16 protein-coding genes and 1 tRNA gene are annotated in these 14,450 nt (G+C 68.9%); 7 read left to right on the top strand and 10 right to left on the bottom strand.

Going from position 1 to position 14,450, the window contains the following annotated elements; genetic code table 11:
* Positions 1-15: 15 nt before the first annotated feature.
* Positions 16-477 (top strand): VOC family protein, encoded by a 462-nt coding sequence (locus tag ACZ6WH_RS18535; RefSeq protein ID WP_469729493.1) that lies wholly within the window; start codon positions 16-18, stop codon positions 475-477.
* 40 nt (positions 478-517) lie between these two features.
* Here ACZ6WH_RS18535 and ACZ6WH_RS18530 read toward each other — a convergent pair whose 3' ends face one another.
* Both ACZ6WH_RS18530 and ACZ6WH_RS18525 read right to left on the bottom strand, forming a co-directional pair.
* The gene (locus ACZ6WH_RS18530; RefSeq protein ID WP_469729492.1) at positions 518-1,039 is read right to left on the bottom strand and encodes a hypothetical protein; all 522 of its coding nucleotides are present in this window, start codon (positions 1,037-1,039) and stop codon (positions 518-520) included.
* 147 nt (positions 1,040-1,186) lie between these two features.
* Positions 1,187-1,324, bottom strand: a complete 138-nt coding sequence (locus ACZ6WH_RS18525; RefSeq protein WP_469729491.1) for a hypothetical protein — start codon at positions 1,322-1,324, stop codon at positions 1,187-1,189.
* A gap of 172 nt (positions 1,325-1,496) precedes the next feature.
* On the opposite strand from ACZ6WH_RS18525, the gene ACZ6WH_RS18520 reads away from it, so the two are divergent.
* Positions 1,497-1,877, top strand: a complete 381-nt coding sequence (locus ACZ6WH_RS18520; RefSeq protein WP_469729490.1) for a thiol-disulfide oxidoreductase DCC family protein — start codon at positions 1,497-1,499, stop codon at positions 1,875-1,877.
* 152 nt (positions 1,878-2,029) lie between these two features.
* On the opposite strand, the gene ACZ6WH_RS18515 is transcribed toward ACZ6WH_RS18520, so the two are convergent.
* From ACZ6WH_RS18515 to ACZ6WH_RS18500, 4 genes are all read right to left on the bottom strand, one after another.
* The gene (locus ACZ6WH_RS18515; protein ID WP_469729489.1) at positions 2,030-2,830 is read right to left on the bottom strand and encodes an inositol monophosphatase family protein; all 801 of its coding nucleotides are present in this window, start codon (positions 2,828-2,830) and stop codon (positions 2,030-2,032) included.
* A 92-nt stretch (positions 2,831-2,922) separates the two neighbouring features.
* Complete coding sequence (locus ACZ6WH_RS18510; RefSeq protein WP_469729488.1) at positions 2,923-4,533, bottom strand: TIGR03086 family metal-binding protein; 1,611 nt, start codon at positions 4,531-4,533, stop codon at positions 2,923-2,925.
* A gap of 276 nt (positions 4,534-4,809) precedes the next feature.
* On the bottom strand, positions 4,810-5,304 hold the full coding sequence (locus ACZ6WH_RS18505; protein WP_469729487.1) for a hypothetical protein: 495 nt from the start codon (positions 5,302-5,304) through the stop codon (positions 4,810-4,812).
* An 82-nt stretch (positions 5,305-5,386) separates the two neighbouring features.
* Entirely contained in the window at positions 5,387-5,917 is a 531-nt protein-coding gene (locus ACZ6WH_RS18500; RefSeq protein ID WP_469729486.1) for a hypothetical protein, read from the bottom strand.
* A 611-nt stretch (positions 5,918-6,528) separates the two neighbouring features.
* On the opposite strand from ACZ6WH_RS18500, the gene ACZ6WH_RS18495 reads away from it, so the two are divergent.
* On the top strand, positions 6,529-7,239 hold the full coding sequence (locus tag ACZ6WH_RS18495) for a hypothetical protein (protein ID WP_469729485.1): 711 nt from the start codon (positions 6,529-6,531) through the stop codon (positions 7,237-7,239).
* A gap of 187 nt (positions 7,240-7,426) precedes the next feature.
* Here the strand turns inward: ACZ6WH_RS18495 and ACZ6WH_RS18490 are convergent, their stop codons facing one another.
* Both ACZ6WH_RS18490 and ACZ6WH_RS18485 read right to left on the bottom strand, forming a co-directional pair.
* A complete protein-coding gene (locus ACZ6WH_RS18490; RefSeq protein WP_469729484.1) occupies positions 7,427-7,828 on the bottom strand; it encodes a PPOX class F420-dependent oxidoreductase in 402 nt (133 codons plus the stop codon).
* A gap of 278 nt (positions 7,829-8,106) precedes the next feature.
* The gene (locus tag ACZ6WH_RS18485) at positions 8,107-9,075 is read right to left on the bottom strand and encodes an NADP-dependent oxidoreductase (RefSeq protein WP_469729637.1); all 969 of its coding nucleotides are present in this window, start codon (positions 9,073-9,075) and stop codon (positions 8,107-8,109) included.
* Positions 9,076-9,307: 232 nt separating this feature from the next.
* On the opposite strand from ACZ6WH_RS18485, the gene ACZ6WH_RS18480 reads away from it, so the two are divergent.
* Both ACZ6WH_RS18480 and ACZ6WH_RS18475 read left to right on the top strand, forming a co-directional pair.
* Positions 9,308-10,048, top strand: a complete 741-nt coding sequence (locus ACZ6WH_RS18480; protein ID WP_469729483.1) for a class I SAM-dependent DNA methyltransferase — start codon at positions 9,308-9,310, stop codon at positions 10,046-10,048.
* Positions 10,049-10,145: 97 nt separating this feature from the next.
* A complete protein-coding gene (locus tag ACZ6WH_RS18475; RefSeq protein ID WP_469729482.1) occupies positions 10,146-10,622 on the top strand; it encodes an SRPBCC family protein in 477 nt (158 codons plus the stop codon).
* Positions 10,623-10,644: 22 nt separating this feature from the next.
* Here ACZ6WH_RS18475 and ACZ6WH_RS18470 read toward each other — a convergent pair whose 3' ends face one another.
* Positions 10,645-11,988, bottom strand: coding sequence for an MFS transporter (locus ACZ6WH_RS18470; RefSeq protein ID WP_469729481.1), 1,344 nt, complete (start codon positions 11,986-11,988; stop codon positions 10,645-10,647).
* Between the two features lie 274 nt (positions 11,989-12,262).
* On the opposite strand from ACZ6WH_RS18470, the gene ACZ6WH_RS18465 reads away from it, so the two are divergent.
* Positions 12,263-12,760: a winged helix-turn-helix transcriptional regulator gene (locus tag ACZ6WH_RS18465; protein ID WP_469729480.1), complete on the top strand. Its 498-nt coding sequence runs from the start codon at positions 12,263-12,265 to the stop codon at positions 12,758-12,760.
* A 73-nt stretch (positions 12,761-12,833) separates the two neighbouring features.
* Positions 12,834-12,907: transfer RNA gene (locus ACZ6WH_RS18460), tRNA-Met, on the top strand.
* A 109-nt stretch (positions 12,908-13,016) separates the two neighbouring features.
* On the opposite strand, the gene ACZ6WH_RS18455 is transcribed toward ACZ6WH_RS18460, so the two are convergent.
* Positions 13,017-14,369: an eCIS core domain-containing protein gene (locus ACZ6WH_RS18455; RefSeq protein ID WP_469729479.1), complete on the bottom strand. Its 1,353-nt coding sequence runs from the start codon at positions 14,367-14,369 to the stop codon at positions 13,017-13,019.
* Between the last annotated feature and the right edge of the window lie 81 nt (positions 14,370-14,450).

Here is a 14,450-nt window from a genome sequence, read left to right as displayed (position 1 = left end):
GAACGGAGCATCCCCATGAGCCGCCACATCCAGATCACCTTCGACGCTCACGACCCGCGGGCCCTGTCGAACTTCTGGCGCGACGCGCTGGGCTATGTCCATCCCTGCCCGCCCGGGGTGGATCTGCCCGAGGGCACCGACCCGCTGGCCGCATGGGACGACTTTCTCGCGCGGCTCGGCGTGCCGGAGGACCAACGCAACACGAAGTCGGCCATCGAGGACCCGGACGGGCACGGCCCGCGACTGTTCTTCCAGCAGGTACCGGAGGGGAAGATCGCCAAGAACCGCGTCCACCTCGACGTTCGTGCGGCTCCCGGATTGCAGGGAGAGGAACGGATGGCGGCGCTGGAGGCCGAGTGCGACCGGCTCATCGCGCTGGGAGCGAAGCGGGTACGCCGCGATGAGCCGGCTCCCCCGATGAGCGCCGGACTCATCGTGATGACCGACCCCGAAGGCAACGAATTCTGCCTGGACTGACGCATACCTCAGCGGGGGCCAGGCCACGAACTCGGCTCTCTCAGTGAGTGGGAGGCGGAGGCAGACAGCCGCTCTCCAGGTAGTGGCCGTTGACGTTCGCCCACACGCGGTCCTTGCTGACGGTCCCCGTGACGCAGGCGGTTTTCCCGATCCAGATGCCGTAAGAGCTCCCTCCGGCCTTGTCCGACCAAAGGCTGCGCAACCCTGTTACCGAGAGGGGATCAGAGGCGGCCAGCTTGTCGAGTACGGGCTGAACCTCTGCGGGGCTGATCTTGCCCCATCGGCGCAGCTCTTCAAGAGCCCGTTTGACCTCGGTGGCCCTCTGCCCTGCTCGCTTCTCGTCCTGCGGGCTCATCTCGCCGGGTATCCGGACGCGGTTGTTGTCCGCGTAGTTCGGCGGTGCGTCGGACCGTGGCGCTCCCGTCTCGGAGGTGCCGGTGTTATCGGAGGTATCGGTGGCCTGCGACTGGGAGGCGCCGGTGCCGTTGAGGTTGGAGAACAGCTCGTCCCCGCTGAGCCCGCATCCCGCCAGGAGGAGAACGCCGGCTGCTGCGGTGACCACCGCGGCAGTGTGTTTGCGCAGAGGCATAGGTACGGGCATGGGGCAATGCTCACTGCCCGGCCCTTGAGGCACATGAGTACCGGTACTCATGTGCGTCCGATGGTGGCTCGGCAAATGGCACGCTGGCCCACCGGCTGTGGGCCCGGGTTACTGTGCCCATGGCGAGCGCGCCGCGGAAGCGACGCTGGTGCGGCTCCAGGGGCCGGCCCGGGTGAGCCGGTCCTCGATGTCGCCGACCGTCTCCTCCAACCATTGCTCGACGAGGTGGGCCAGCTCGGGATCCACTACACCGGCACTGTACGGTGCGCTGGGTCGGGCCCGGCCCAGCGGCGCCGGCCCGGTTGCAGCCGCTCATGCGAACGCGGGAAGTCGAACGAATCGGGACCGCGATCCCCGCACGGCGGGACCGCGGACCGTACACGGCATGGCAGCGGCCCGTACGCGGCATGATGGGATCATGCGAACTCTGCCTGTGCTGGTCTATGACGGAGACTGCGGCTTCTGTACGTCCGCGGTAGGGCTTGCCGAGCGGTACGTTCGGCCCCGTTGCGAAGCCACCCCGTGGCAGCGGGCTCCCCTGGCCTCCTTCGGTGTTTCGCAGCAACGGGCCGAGTACGAGGCGCTCTGGGTGACGCCGACGAATGCGGTCCACGGTGGCGCGCAGGCAGTGGCCAAGCTGCTGTTGAGCGCAGGCAGCGGGTGGGCCGTTCTCGGAGCGGTGCTCACCTTGCCGCCCATGCGCTGGATCGCCCATGGCGTCTACCGGCTCATCTCGAACAACCGCCAACGCCTCCCAGGAGGCACTCCGGCCTGCGCTCTACCCGCCAGCCGGCAGTGATCCTGCACCACTCATCCGCTCACAACGGCGCCGGCTTCCAATGGCTGGGCGACGGAGCGCCGGATCTGGAACGAAGAGGACACCAGCTGGGGCCGCATGCCTCTCCAAACAGCAGCCTCTCCCCGGTGCCGCGAGCGCACGCGGTCACAGCACTAGCCTTGGCTGCGCATCATCGACATCAGCAGCCCGTGGGTCTCGTCGTCGGCGGCGGCCACGAGCCCACGGCCTGTCTCACCGATCGGGGCACCGTCGATCCCGGTGACTACGCAGCCGGCAGCCCGGCACAGAGCGATGCCGGCCGCGAAATGCACGCTGCTGGAGAGGTCTCCGCCGTCGGTGACGTACGCGGCGCGCTTACCGGCGGCGACCCAGGCAAGCGCCAGCGTCGTGGATACGACGCGGGGCCGGAATCGTTCGACGAACTCGGGGTGGGCGAGGAGATCCACTGCCCGGAATCCGGGTGCACTCGGGAACGGCGGATCCAGGTTGACGTCCACCAATCGGGTAGCGGACGTGGGCGTCAGTAGTGCGTCGTCGGCCCCGTCATGGCGCACCCGGGCGGTTTCCCCGTCGGTGAAGAAGACCTCGCCGCTGAACGGGTCGGCCACCGCCGCCGCCCCATCGCGCAGCGCCACGTTGACGGCCACCAGCATGTTGCCGACGGCGTAGTTCAGCGTGCCGCACAGGGGATCCACCAACCACTGGCGCACAGCGGCGGCGGTGCCCTGCTGCCCGCCTTCCTCGCCGAGCACCGCGTCATCGGGCCGTGCGGCACGGATGACACCGAGGATCGCCCCCTCGGCCGCCACATCGGCGGCAGTGGCAAAGTCCCCTGCCCCCTTGTCGATGCGGTGGAGCCGCTGACCGTACATGCTGCGGACCACGTCCGCGCCGGCCCGCGCCCCGGCTATCGCGACCGCAGCGTCGTCGGAGCTCGTGTATGAGTTGATCACGCCGTGCAGACTATCGAGGCGAGGCCACCACCTCTGTCGCCCCTGTCGCGCCTGCCGCCCCGGCGAACCTCCTTGTTTGGAGGGCGAGTTGGTCAGCGTCTCTTGCCGAGTGGTCTCGGTGCCCGTCCGAGACAGCCGGCGAGGTGGTCCAAGGCCGGTGCGTCATCAGGCACCGGCTGCGGCGGGCCGAAGGAACCACCGGCGGTACGGGGCAGGTCGCCGTAGATCTCGCGTACGACCGGCAGTGCGGCTCGTGCGAGGTCCGGCAGCAGGTCGCGGTCGCGGCCGAGCGCGGCGGCCAGGTCCCATCCGTGCACGAGCAGTTCGATGACGAGTTGCTCGACCAGGCGACGTCCGGGGGCAGGGCCGAAGGCGCGCGTCAGCATGCCCGGCTGCCGGAAGGCGGTGAGGGCTTCCTCCGCAGCGGTCTCGAAGGCGGCTACGTGGTCGGTGCCGAGGTGGTCGTCGGTATGTCCGCCGGCAGGGGGCATGCCCTGGGCCAGACCACCCCACAGGATGTTCTCCCACACCAGGTGGTCCAGGAGGTCACGTACCGTCCAGCCCCCGCAGGGAGTCGGCAGGTCGAAGTCGGCCGATGGCGTATCGCGGACGAGTGCGGCGACGGTGTACTGAACGCGGGCGCAGGCGTCCAGGACACCGCGCGGCCAGGGGTCGGAGTCGTCCCGGTACAGGGCATTGAGCTGCGTGTCGCGTGCGCCCGGCGTGGGGTTGGCGCGCAGGGCGGTGGTCAGCCAGTCGCCGGCTCGGGCGAGGCTCGGTGGTGCCGGGCGGCCGCCCAGTACGCACAGCAGCTGCCAGAAGCGTTCTACGGCCGGCTCGGAGGCGGCGGTGAGTTGTTCGCGGAGGAGGCCGCGGGCCTCGGCACCGTCGGCGGTCACCGTCGGGTCGGTGTTCGCGCGGCTGGGCAGCCAGGCGGCGACGATGTCGGCCACGACGGGGTCGGCGGCCGGCGAATCCGGTGCGGTGCCCGCGTCGATCGCTTCCCGTACTCGCGCGGTCCAGGTGTCGGTCAGTCGGCGCATCTCCTCCGCCGCCGCGAGGTCGTCCTCGCCCCGTCCCTGGTCGGCGCCCCGTCCCTGGTCGGCGGCGTGCTGCGCCATGCGCCGCATCGCCGGCTGCAGCTGTCCTCCGGCGATCAGCTCGCCCAGCTCCAGCCATGCCTCGATCTGGTCGTCGGTAGGGTTCTCCGGGAGGTCGGCGCCGGCTGCCAGCAGCCCTTCCCGGAAGTGGGGCACGTCCAGGTCACCGAGGGTCTCGGTGAGGAAGTGATGGATCAGCGCGCGGCGCTCGTCAGGTGACATGTGGGCGGTACGGGTCATGAGAGCGAGCCCTTCGCGGGTGGTGCGGTGGGTGACGGTGCGCAGGACGGCCTGATGCGTACGGAGCCGGCGGATCTGCGACTCCAATGCCTCCACGTGTGCGGCGGCCACCTCCGCGAGACCGTCCTCGCGATCCAGGACGGCACGGATCTCGCCGAGCCCCATACCCAGATCTCGCAACGTCCGGGCCAGCTGCAGGCGTGCCACGGCTGTGGCGTCGTAACACCGGTATCCGGCGGCGGTCCGTCCCGCCGGCGGTACCACTCCCAGGTCCGACCAGTGCCGGATCACCTTCACCGGCAGGCCGGTCTTACGCGCGACGGTCCCGATGCTCCACATGAGCCGCTGTTCGTCGTTGTGCATGGCGCCCACCTTCGACTCTCCCACGATGGGAGAGTCAAGCAGCGTCATCGGACGACATCACCATCACCGCACATCACACACGGCGTGCCGCACCGCACCTCCCGGCCCTATCGCCCACCGAAGCGCCCCTCACCTCACCTCCCACCGGAGGTCCCACACCTCTCACCGGAGCCCCGCTCCTCTCACTGGAACCTCGCTCCTCACCTCCCGCAGAAGGCCCCCACACTTCATCTCCGCTTGCCCTGAGCCGCGATCGACGAGAGCGACCGACCCGCGCTACACCGCACCATCCCGTCGCTGCTCGCGGCTTTCAAGACGCCTGATGACCACGTTGGCCAGGGCCACGACGAGTGTGGCCAGCAGGGCGGGGAGCCAGGGGTGCTGCACGTGCAGTCCGGGCGTGAAGGACTCGACGAACAGCACGGCAAGGAAGGTCGCCCCTGCCGACAAGCCCATCTCCACGCTTCGCTTGGCCGCTGCGGAGAGCGGGAGGAGACGCGCGGCTAGGCGAAGCGGGTAGACGAAGATGCCGGCGAGCAGCCCACAGGGCAAGCACAGCAACGCACCCCAGAACAGGGGCGCGACTCCCTCGGATTCGATGAGACTGCGGGAGAGCAGCGCGACGAGGAGGACGCCCATCAGGACGACAAGGGCCACGACGGCCGCGATGCCGAGCCCCAGCCCGGTCATGCCGAAGGCGGCGAGTACTTTCTCGCGAGGGGACAGGGAAGCCCAGGTGGGTTCTTCCTCTTCTTGCTGATGGTCTTTCACTGTGCACTCCTTGCTGCACCCGGACGGTGGTGCGGGCGGCACCTCGACGAATTGCCGGGGTGCCGCCCGCATGGTCGGTTCCTCAGAGGGCGACCATCATGATGGCCTTGGCGATGTCATGGGCGACGTCGGTGGGAACGCCTGCCTTCACCATGGCGATGGAAAGGGCGGTCTCGCTCCAGCCCTCGACATCCTCGATCGCGTCGGCGATCTTGTTGCCATTGCGGGAGATGAAGGCGCCGCTCTTCTTGCTGACCTTTCCGACGATCTTGCCTGCCCAGCTGCCGCCGTGGCGCAGACCGGCGACGATCAGCTTGCGCACGATGGTGCCCATGCCCAGGGCACGCTTCGTACGCTTGTGGGCATCGGGGTTCTCCAGCTGCTTGGCGTACTCCTCGAACTCCCGGATCCGGTGGGCATCGGCGCCGTCGGCACGCATACGGGAGATGAGGTCACGGACGTCCTCAGCGGTCGGCTGCAGCGGCTCGGCAGCCTGCGCCGCGACTGCCCGGCCACGGTGTGCCTCGACCGCGCTCGCGGCGGGGGCGGCAACGCCGATGGTGACGGCGGTCAGGGCGGTGGCCGCGGCTATGCGGATGTGATTGTTCTTCACGTACACTTTCCTTGCAGGGCAGGGGGAAGAGGGCGACGGATACGCCGCTTGGCGTGGAAACTGAACGGCCCCCGTTTTCTTCTTCCCCCTGGTCTTCTTTCTTTTGCCTCCCCCGACCCTTCCCCTCCTGTTCCAGTCCTGTTCCGGTCCTACTCCAGTTCCGTTCCAGCAGGTCAGGCCGGGCGAGGCATTGACGGTAACTCACTTTTTTCGATGATCCAAAACGGATAACCGGCAGCCGTCGACGCGCCCCCCCCAGCGAAACGTCGTTCAACATTGCACAAATCTCAACGCATCAATTCAAAGATGCCGGGAAAAGCGCCATGGTTGCTCGTGAGAGCAAAATCCACGATGACGGGGACACTCGAAAATCCGTTACCGGAGATGCCGGAGATGCCGACGGACCGAGGCCGTAGGAACTGAAATCCCCTGCCATGCCCACGAATCCGCGCATCGCGGGGGTCCCGCCAACGGGGCTCCAGATGGCGAACCGGGCGGCGACCACGCGTTAGCCGGATGTTAGCGGAGCGGCAGCCACACGTCAGCGGCCCAGGTCAGAGTGGGTGGCGTACCGAGGAAACAACGGCACCGACTCCCCCGGGGGACCTGAAATGAGCTCCAACACCACTGCCCGCACCGCCCGTCGCCGCACCGTGCGCATTGCCGCCGCGGCCGTGATCGCAGCTGCCGGCCTCTCCCTGACCGCCTGCTCCGGCTCGGATGCCGCTGGCACGAAGCCCGCGGCCCACACGGAAACGGGTACCGCGGCCCAGTCCGGCGGCGCGAGCTCCTCCGCCGGATCGCAGGGCTCCGATGCTCAGGCGGACTCTGGTGACAAGGTCGACTCCAAGGCGGGTGCCGCGGGCAAGCAGTCGGGCAGCGCGCACGCCGCCACATCCAAGTCGAAGTCCCCGGTCCGCACGGTGACCCTGGTGGACGGCAGCAAGGCCGAGGTCTACCGGCTCAGCGAGCAGCACTACCGCGCCAAGATCGTCAACGACGGTTCGGTCCTGGCCACGCTGGAGACGGGCGAGCACGATGCCGGGCTCGACGCCAACGACATGTTCGTCGTGCTCACGCTGGGCGGCGAAGTCCACTCGTGGATGGGCGGCGGGCACCAGGGGCCGGGCACGTTCAAGCTCGCGGGCGGTTGGACGGCCAAGGTCACGAAGGTCGGCGAACTCCGGTACCGCGCGGAGATCCTCGGCACGGACGGCGCGGTGTACGGCACGATGGAGGCGAACGAGCAGGACACCGGCCTCGACGCCAACGGCGTGTACATCGTGCTCAGCGCCGGCGGTGTGATCAGCGCCCACGCGTAACCACCGGACCGGCTGCCGCCACGGCCCGGGACCCCTTGGGTGCGTTGACAAGCCGCTCGATCTCGTTCATCTGGGCATATCGATCCAGTCGAACCATCGGACCCAACAGACCCAACGGGCCGACCGCCTCCGCTACCACGCGGAGGCGGTCGGCGCGCTCATCCCGAAGGACCCGCCACCACTCCCCTCAGCCGCGAGGGCTGCTGATCCGTTCGGGCTGGATCACATAGATCACTCTGACCTGGTCGCGACCGCCGAACCACGGGTACGGCCCACCGAGGTACTTCTGCGCGAGCGCTTCGATGTGGTCGACCGCCCCCTCCTTGGTCACGCGCACCACCCGTCCGCGGATCTGGACGTAGGAGCTCGGGTCCGAGGGGTCGGCGACTGCGACGGCCACCCGCGGGTCACGGGCGATGTTCCGGGTCTTCTGGTGTGACTCGACACTGTTGATCAAAACGTGCTCGCCGTCGGTGTCGACCCATGTCTGGGTGAGCTGGGGCGAGCCGTCGGGCATCGATGTCGCGATGTAGCAGGTGCTGGGACGGCGCAGGAGCGCCACCACCTCATCGCCGAGGGGCACAGGCACAAGTTCTCCAGTGATGGTCCATTGGGGTACTGGAACAACGCTAGCCCTGGCAGAAGACCCTTCCCGCACGCCCCGCCCGTGAGCCGGCCGCGGTGCGCAACCCGCGGAAGCTGACACGGCTCGACGTCGCCGCCGTCCTGGCCGGGTGAGCCGCTGCGGATGTTCCGGTTCTGTGTGTTCGGGCGAGGGGAATCGCCCGGGCACGCACGGCCGGACAGTGGTCGGAAGTCGGAGGTCGGACGTCGAGGTACGCCGGTGCTCGGGCGCTCGTGGCCGTGTCAGTCGACCAGCAGCACAAGTTTTCCGCGTACGTGCCCGTCCTCGCTGACGCGGTGTGCCTCCGCGATCTCGGCAAGCGGGAAGGTCCCCGCGACCCGGAGCGAGAAGCGCCCGGTCTCGATCAGTTCGCCGATGTCGTCGAGCGCGTGGAGCGCCCGGCCGGTGTCCCCGCGACTGAACGTCACAGCGTGCTCCTGGGCGCCGGCGAAGTCGGCGACCGTCACGACATGCTCGGCGCCGCCGGCGAGTTCAATGAGCTCGGGCAGCACGCCGCTCCCGGCGACGTCGAGCGCGAGGTCTACGCCGCCTGGCGGGGAGTCGATGTCACTGGGGGCGGAGTCGACGCCACCGGGCGCGGAGTCAACGCCGCCACCGGGCGCAAGCGCGCGAACCCGCTCGACGAGGCCTGCGCCATAGGCGACGGGCTCGGCTCCCAGCGTGCGCAGGTAGTCGTGGTTTGACGGGCTGGCAGTGCCGATCACGCGTGCGCCGCGCACCACGGCCAGCTGCACCGCGGCGCTGCCGACGCTTCCGGAGGCGCCATTGACGAGCAGTGTGCTGCCGCTGCCGACGCCGAGCTGGTCGAGCGCGCGCGTGGCCGTTTCGATGGCGGCCGGCAGCGCGGCAGCGCCGGCGAAGTCGAGCGACGGCGGGATCGGTGCGTAGTAGGACAGCACAGCCAGCTCGGCCTGGGCCGTCGCATCGGCGGAGAAGCCGAAAACCCGGTCGCCGACGGCCACGTCCGCAACGCCCTCGCCCAGCTCGTCGACGACGCCTGCCGCCTCGTGGCCCATGGTCTGCGGGAGCTCCTCATCCATCAGGCCCCTGCGCTTCTTCCAGTCGCTCGGGTTGATGCCGGCCGCGCGCACCGCGATCCGGATCTGACCGGGGCCCGGGTGCGGATCAGGGAGATCCACAATTTCGAGTACCTCCGGGCCCCCGAACCGGTTGAAACGGGCTGCCCTCATCATTCGCTCCGATCCTGACCAGGCGACCAGGCGACCCGTTCTCCAGTGCACACTGCTCGCTGGTCGCCGATTCGTCGACTCGCTGACTCGCTGACTCGCTGAGAACAACGTACGTCACGGTTGATGGTCTCCTTGCGGGGCATCCCATGCGGCGGGTCATCCCATGTGGTGGGTCGTTCGCCTCCGCTTAAATCGCAGGCGTTGCCGGCGTTCTGCGCAGTACGGTCCGAGCATGGACGACGAAGACGGCTACTTCCCCGCAAGTGTTGCGGCGACGTACGACGAGTCGACAGCTGAGATGTCCGAGCCGGGAGTCGTGGCCACCACGGTCGATGTGCTCGCGAATCTCGCAGGTGACGGCCGCGCCCTGGAGCTCGGCATCGGAACGGGACGCATTGCGTTGCCGCTTGCCGACAGAGGAGTTCCGGTCCATGGCATCGACTTGTCGCGGGCGATGGTTGACCGGCTCCGTGCGAAGCCGGGCGGTGACGCCATCGGTGTGACGATCGGCGACTTCGCGACGACAAAGGTGGACGGCTCGTTCTCCGTCGCGTACCTGGCCTTCAACACGATCATGAACCTGACGACGCAGGCGGAACAGGTGGCCTGTTTCCGCAACGTTGCGGCTCACCTCGCTCCTGGCGGCTGTTTCGTCATCGAAGTCATCGTTCCCGAACTCCGAAAGCTGCCGGCCGGGCAGAACGTCGTGCCCTTCCATGTGAGCCCGACCCGTTGGGCCTTCGACATCTACGATGTTGCCACCCAAGCGACGAGTTCGAATTATGTCGAGGTCGTCGACGGGCGCGGCACGTACAGGTCGATTCCCTTCCGGTATGTGTGGCCGTCGGAACTCGACCTGATGGCTCAGCTCGCCGGCCTGCGGCTGCGTGAGCGGTGGGGCGGCTGGGCGAGGGAGCCCTTCACGAGCGAGAGCGGCCAGCACGTCTCAGTATGGGAGAAGCCGGTGGGATGATGGCTGGTGGTCGGCGTCCGCTGGGCAGTGTCCGCTGGGCGGCGTCAGCTTCCCTCAGCGGCACCTTCATCGAGACGAGATACCAAGGGAGCGTGCCGTGGACCAGGAGAACGTGAGCGCCACCCTGACCGTCGCCGGGTCCGTTGCGAGGGTGTTCGCGGTGCTGGCGGACCCGACGACCCATGCTGCGATCGATGGCACCGGCTGGGTTCAGGAATCCGTCGACCGGGCTCCACTGACCGAGGTGGGGCAGGTTTTCCGGATGGACATGTATCACGCCGACCATCCGAATGGTGACTACCGGGTGGCGAACAAGGTCCATGTGCTCGATCCGCCGCGCGCCATTGGCTGGCTGACGGGGCAGGAGAAGGACGACGGTCGCCTGGAGTTCGGCGGCTGGTTCTGGCGTTATGACCTCGCGCCGCTCGGTTCGTCCGAGACTGAGGTCACGCTCACCTACGACTGGTCGGCGGTGCCGCAGTCCATCCGGGAGTACCTCCAGTTCCCGCCGTTCGGCCCGGAACATCTCACCAACTCGCTGCGCCACCTGGCCGAGCTGGTCTCCGGTGAGTGATCAGGCCCCGTCCTCTCAGTGATCAGGCCCCGTCCTCCTGGTCAACCCGGTGGTCAACCCGGTCCGCAGAGCTCGGACGATGCACTGCCGTGTTGTCGCCGGACAGCCCCGTACGGCGGGTCATTGCCCACAGGAGCAGGGCAGCGAGGCTGAACGACGTGCCGAGGGCCGTCACCGCCGGCCAGCCCGCCGCCGCGTAGGCGAGGGAGGAGCCCAGGGCGCCGAGACCGCTGCCCGCGGAGTAGAAGACCATGTAGCCGCCGATGATCCTGCTGCCCGCGTCGGGTCGGACGGCGTGGATCAGGGTCTGGTTGGTGACGTGGACGGCCTGCACGGCGAAGTCCAGCAGGACAGCGCCGATCGCCAGCGCCCACAGCGAGTGCCGGGTCAGGGCGATCGGGAGCCAGGAAAGCGCCAGGACGGCGAGGCCGATGCCGGTCGTACGGTGGGCGAAGCCCTGGTCGTTCCAGCGTCCGGCCACTCCGGCGGCTATGGCTCCGGCCGCCCCGGCGAGCCCGAACGCGCCGATCGCGGTGTGCGACAGCGACCACGGCGGCTCGCTCAGGGGCTGTGCCATGCCGCTCCACAGCGTGCTGAAGGCCGCGAAGACCAGCAGGGCGAGCGCACCCCGGATCCGCAGCACCGGATGGCGCACGAACAGGGCGACGGTCGAGGCTACCAACCGTAGGTACGACGTCTTCCCTACGCCAAGGGTCGGCGCGCCTGCCGAAGGAGCACTTGCGGAAGGGATGCTTGCGGAAGGGATGCTTGCAGAAGACGCGCCTGCGGAAGTCACGCCTGCGGGCAGTACGCGGAGCAGTAGTACGGCGAGTACGGCGGTGACGCACGCGGATGCCAGGTAGACCGCCCGCCAGCCGGCGAGGTCGGCGAGGATGCCGGCGGCGGCGCGGGCCAGGAGGATTCCGGTGACGATGCCGCCGGTGACAGTTCCGACGGCGCGGCCGCGCCGGGCACGTGGCGTCAGGGCGGCAGCCGCAGCGACCATCGTCTGGGCGACGACGGCGAGCAGTCCGACCATGGCGAGGGCGCCGAGGAGTGCCGCAACGCCCGGCGCCAGCCCGGCGGCCAGCAGGGCGAGCGCCAGCAGCCCGAGCTGACCGGTGATCAGCCGCCGATGGCCGAGCAGGTCGCCGAGTGGCACGAGCGTGAGCAGGCCCGCCGCGTAACCGAGTTGAGTCACGGTGACGATCGCACCGAGCTGCCCTGAACCGAACCCGAACCGTTCGCCGAGTGTCACCAGCAGGGGCTGGGCGAAGTAGACGGTGGCGACGGAGCTGCCGCAGGCGAGGGCGAGCAGGGGCACGAGCCGGGCGGGCGACGGCGACGCATCCGGGACCGACGCCACGAATGGGACTTCGCAGGATGGAACTGGAACTTCGCGGAGTGGGGCCTCGTGGCATGGGGCCCCATGGGATGGGCGGGACCGTGCCTGGTGGCCGCCGGTCCCGCCGCACCCGTCGACCGCACCGGAGCACTGCATCGCCATACCGACAGACCTTCCGCTCGGTTACTCGGTTACTCGGTTGCATCTTGCTACCAGCGTGACGTTAGCCGTGCGAGGTAGCATGTTGCAACCACTCCTGGAGAAGGTCCGGGGAGCTGGAGGTGAGGAGCCGCGAATGGTCGCCCGTACCCGTTTCGACGCCGACCCCTGCCCGGTCGCCCGGTCGGTGAATGCCATTGGCGACTGGTGGTCGCTGCTGATCGTGCGGGACGCCTTCGACGGCAGCCGCCGCTTCGGTGAGTTCCATCGCAGCCTCGGCATCGCCAAGAACATCCTGGCGGCGCGGCTACGCGCGCTGGAGGAGGCCGGGGTGCTGCGCAGTGCGCCCGCGGCAGATGGCGGGTCCCACCGCGAGTACCTCCTCACCGACAAGGGCCGCGCCCTGTTCCCGGTGATCGTCGCCCTGCGCCAGTGGGGCGAGGAGCAGTGCTTCACCACCGGCGAGGACCACTCCCGCCTGCTGGACCGCCGGACCGGCCGGCCGTTGCGCTCGTTGCAGATCCAAGCGGCGGACGGGCGACAGGTAGGGCCGGACGACACCGTTGTGGAGAAGGTGCACGAGACGGAGGGCGCCGAAGAAGACCTTTCGGCGGAGGCGGGCGGAGCCCACTGAGCGGGGTGTCAGCCACGAGGCGGCGCGTCGATTAGGCGTGCGGTCCGGGACCGCGTACAGTTGCGTTCACCGACGCGGGGTGGAGCAGCTCGGTAGCTCGCTGGGCTCATAACCCAGAGGTCGCAGGTTCAAATCCTGTCCCCGCTACTCGCCCTTGGGCCCGCCGGAGCATCTCCGGCGGGCCCAAGGTGTCTTCCGAGCCGCAGGCGGCGGCCTTCCGAGGTGATGGCCATGCCGCCGTGCCGCTTGTCGAGGATCAGGTGCGCTGCCGGATGTCGGAGGATGTCCACCCGCGGTAGGGCTGCAGCGCTTCCTCTGCCAGACCCTTCTTGATGACCTGTGCGCGGACCAGGTTGTTCACCGCTTCCATGATGGATTCGGTGATGGGTGTCGCGTCACCACCCGCGATGATGCCCGGGTCGAAGTGTTCCTTGATGGTGGAGTTGTCGCGGGAGTGGCCCGCTCGCAGGTTCCGGCCGTTGTTCGAGGTCGCACCGACGACGCCTTCGAAGCCGGCGTTCGCCGAAGCGAACTGGCGGAAGTCGTTCATGATGCCCTGCACCATGCCGGAGGGGGCGCACGCGGTGATGAACTGCTGCACAGCGGTGTCGATCTGCACCACGCGCATTCCGTTGGCGCCGGCGGCGCGTCGGGCTTCGGCAGCATGCTCGATGATGTGACCGACGTAGTGATCGGACAGCCGGTGGTTCCGCGAGATGGGGACGGGGTTGGCGCCACTGGTGCTGCCGGTGCGCTGGTTCTGTTCCCAGTTGGTGGCGAGATCGCGGTCGAAGTGGTTTTCGCCCTGAAGGCCGTCCATGCGCTGCTGCGCTCGCGGCGAGTTCGGGCGGTCGCCCACGCCCTGGTAGCTCAGCATCTCCTCGGTGGCCGCGTTGGAGATGCCCGGGCGGTTGTAGCCCTGCATGTGCTGCCCCTTCGGCCACCGCTGTACGGCGTGCTCGGCGGAGGGGCCGGATGATGCCTGCGTCTGCTCGGCCCGCTGGACGGCAGGCGCTGTCGCCTCCGCGGGCGGGGCCGACATCACCTTGGCGGCCGTCTCCTCGGCTTCGCGTTCGAAGCGGTCGGAGGGATCGCTGACACTCAGCCCCGCGCCGTTGTCCGTCCCGGCGACCGGACCCTTTCGCTGCTGGATGACGTGCGTCAGCTCGTGGGCCAGGGTGTGTCGATCGCTGCCCCCGTCCCCGACCACGATGTGGCTGCCGGAGGTGTAGGCCCGGGCACCGATCTCGTTCGCCGAGGCGGCTGCTGCCGGACCGGTGTGCAGCCGTACGTCTGAGAAGTCCGCCCCGAGCCGCGCTTCCATGTCGGTTCGGGTGCTTTCGTCCAGCGGGCTACCGGGGGCGCGCAGCACTTCGTGGACGGCCGAACGCTGGACCGGCGCCTCCTGCTCGTGGTGGCCGCAGCCCGGACCGTGGGCGTGCCGTTCCTGTTCGATCGCTCGGGCGACTGCCGCGTTGCCGGCACTGCGCTGCAGCGCTCGGAGGGCCTCCGGGCTGTGCGTGCCGGCGGCGATGGCAGATGTGGCCGGGGTACGCGTGGCGGCGGCCTTCCGCTGCGCCTCTCCCGGCTTCCGGTCCTGTGCGTGCATCAATACCCTCTCCCTGCAGAACATTCAGCCTCGATCGCCGTAGGCGGGCAGAGCAAGGTCCGTCGGGGCACTGGTTGCCGC

The organism is Streptomyces sp. NPDC050806 (assembly GCF_055586425.1).
The sequence above is the reverse complement of the archived record's forward strand: the minus strand, read 5'-3'. Positions and strand labels throughout refer to the sequence as shown.

Excerpts from the sequence above, each read along its gene's own strand:
- ACZ6WH_RS18535 (WP_469729493.1), top strand. The coding sequence starts at position 16 with ATGAGCCGCCACATCCAGATCACCTTCGACGCTCACGACCCGCGGGCC.
- ACZ6WH_RS18520 (WP_469729490.1), top strand. The coding sequence starts at position 1,497 with ATGCGAACTCTGCCTGTGCTGGTCTATGACGGAGACTGCGGCTTCTGT.
- ACZ6WH_RS18510 (WP_469729488.1), bottom strand. The coding sequence starts at position 4,533 with ATGCACAACGACGAACAGCGGCTCATGTGGAGCATCGGGACCGTCGCG.
- ACZ6WH_RS18495 (WP_469729485.1), top strand. The coding sequence starts at position 6,529 with ATGAGCTCCAACACCACTGCCCGCACCGCCCGTCGCCGCACCGTGCGC.
- ACZ6WH_RS18485 (WP_469729637.1), bottom strand. The coding sequence starts at position 9,075 with ATGAGGGCAGCCCGTTTCAACCGGTTCGGGGGCCCGGAGGTACTCGAA.
- ACZ6WH_RS18480 (WP_469729483.1), top strand. The coding sequence starts at position 9,308 with ATGGACGACGAAGACGGCTACTTCCCCGCAAGTGTTGCGGCGACGTAC.
- ACZ6WH_RS18465 (WP_469729480.1), top strand. The coding sequence starts at position 12,263 with ATGGTCGCCCGTACCCGTTTCGACGCCGACCCCTGCCCGGTCGCCCGG.
- ACZ6WH_RS18455 (WP_469729479.1), bottom strand. The coding sequence starts at position 14,369 with ATGCACGCACAGGACCGGAAGCCGGGAGAGGCGCAGCGGAAGGCCGCC.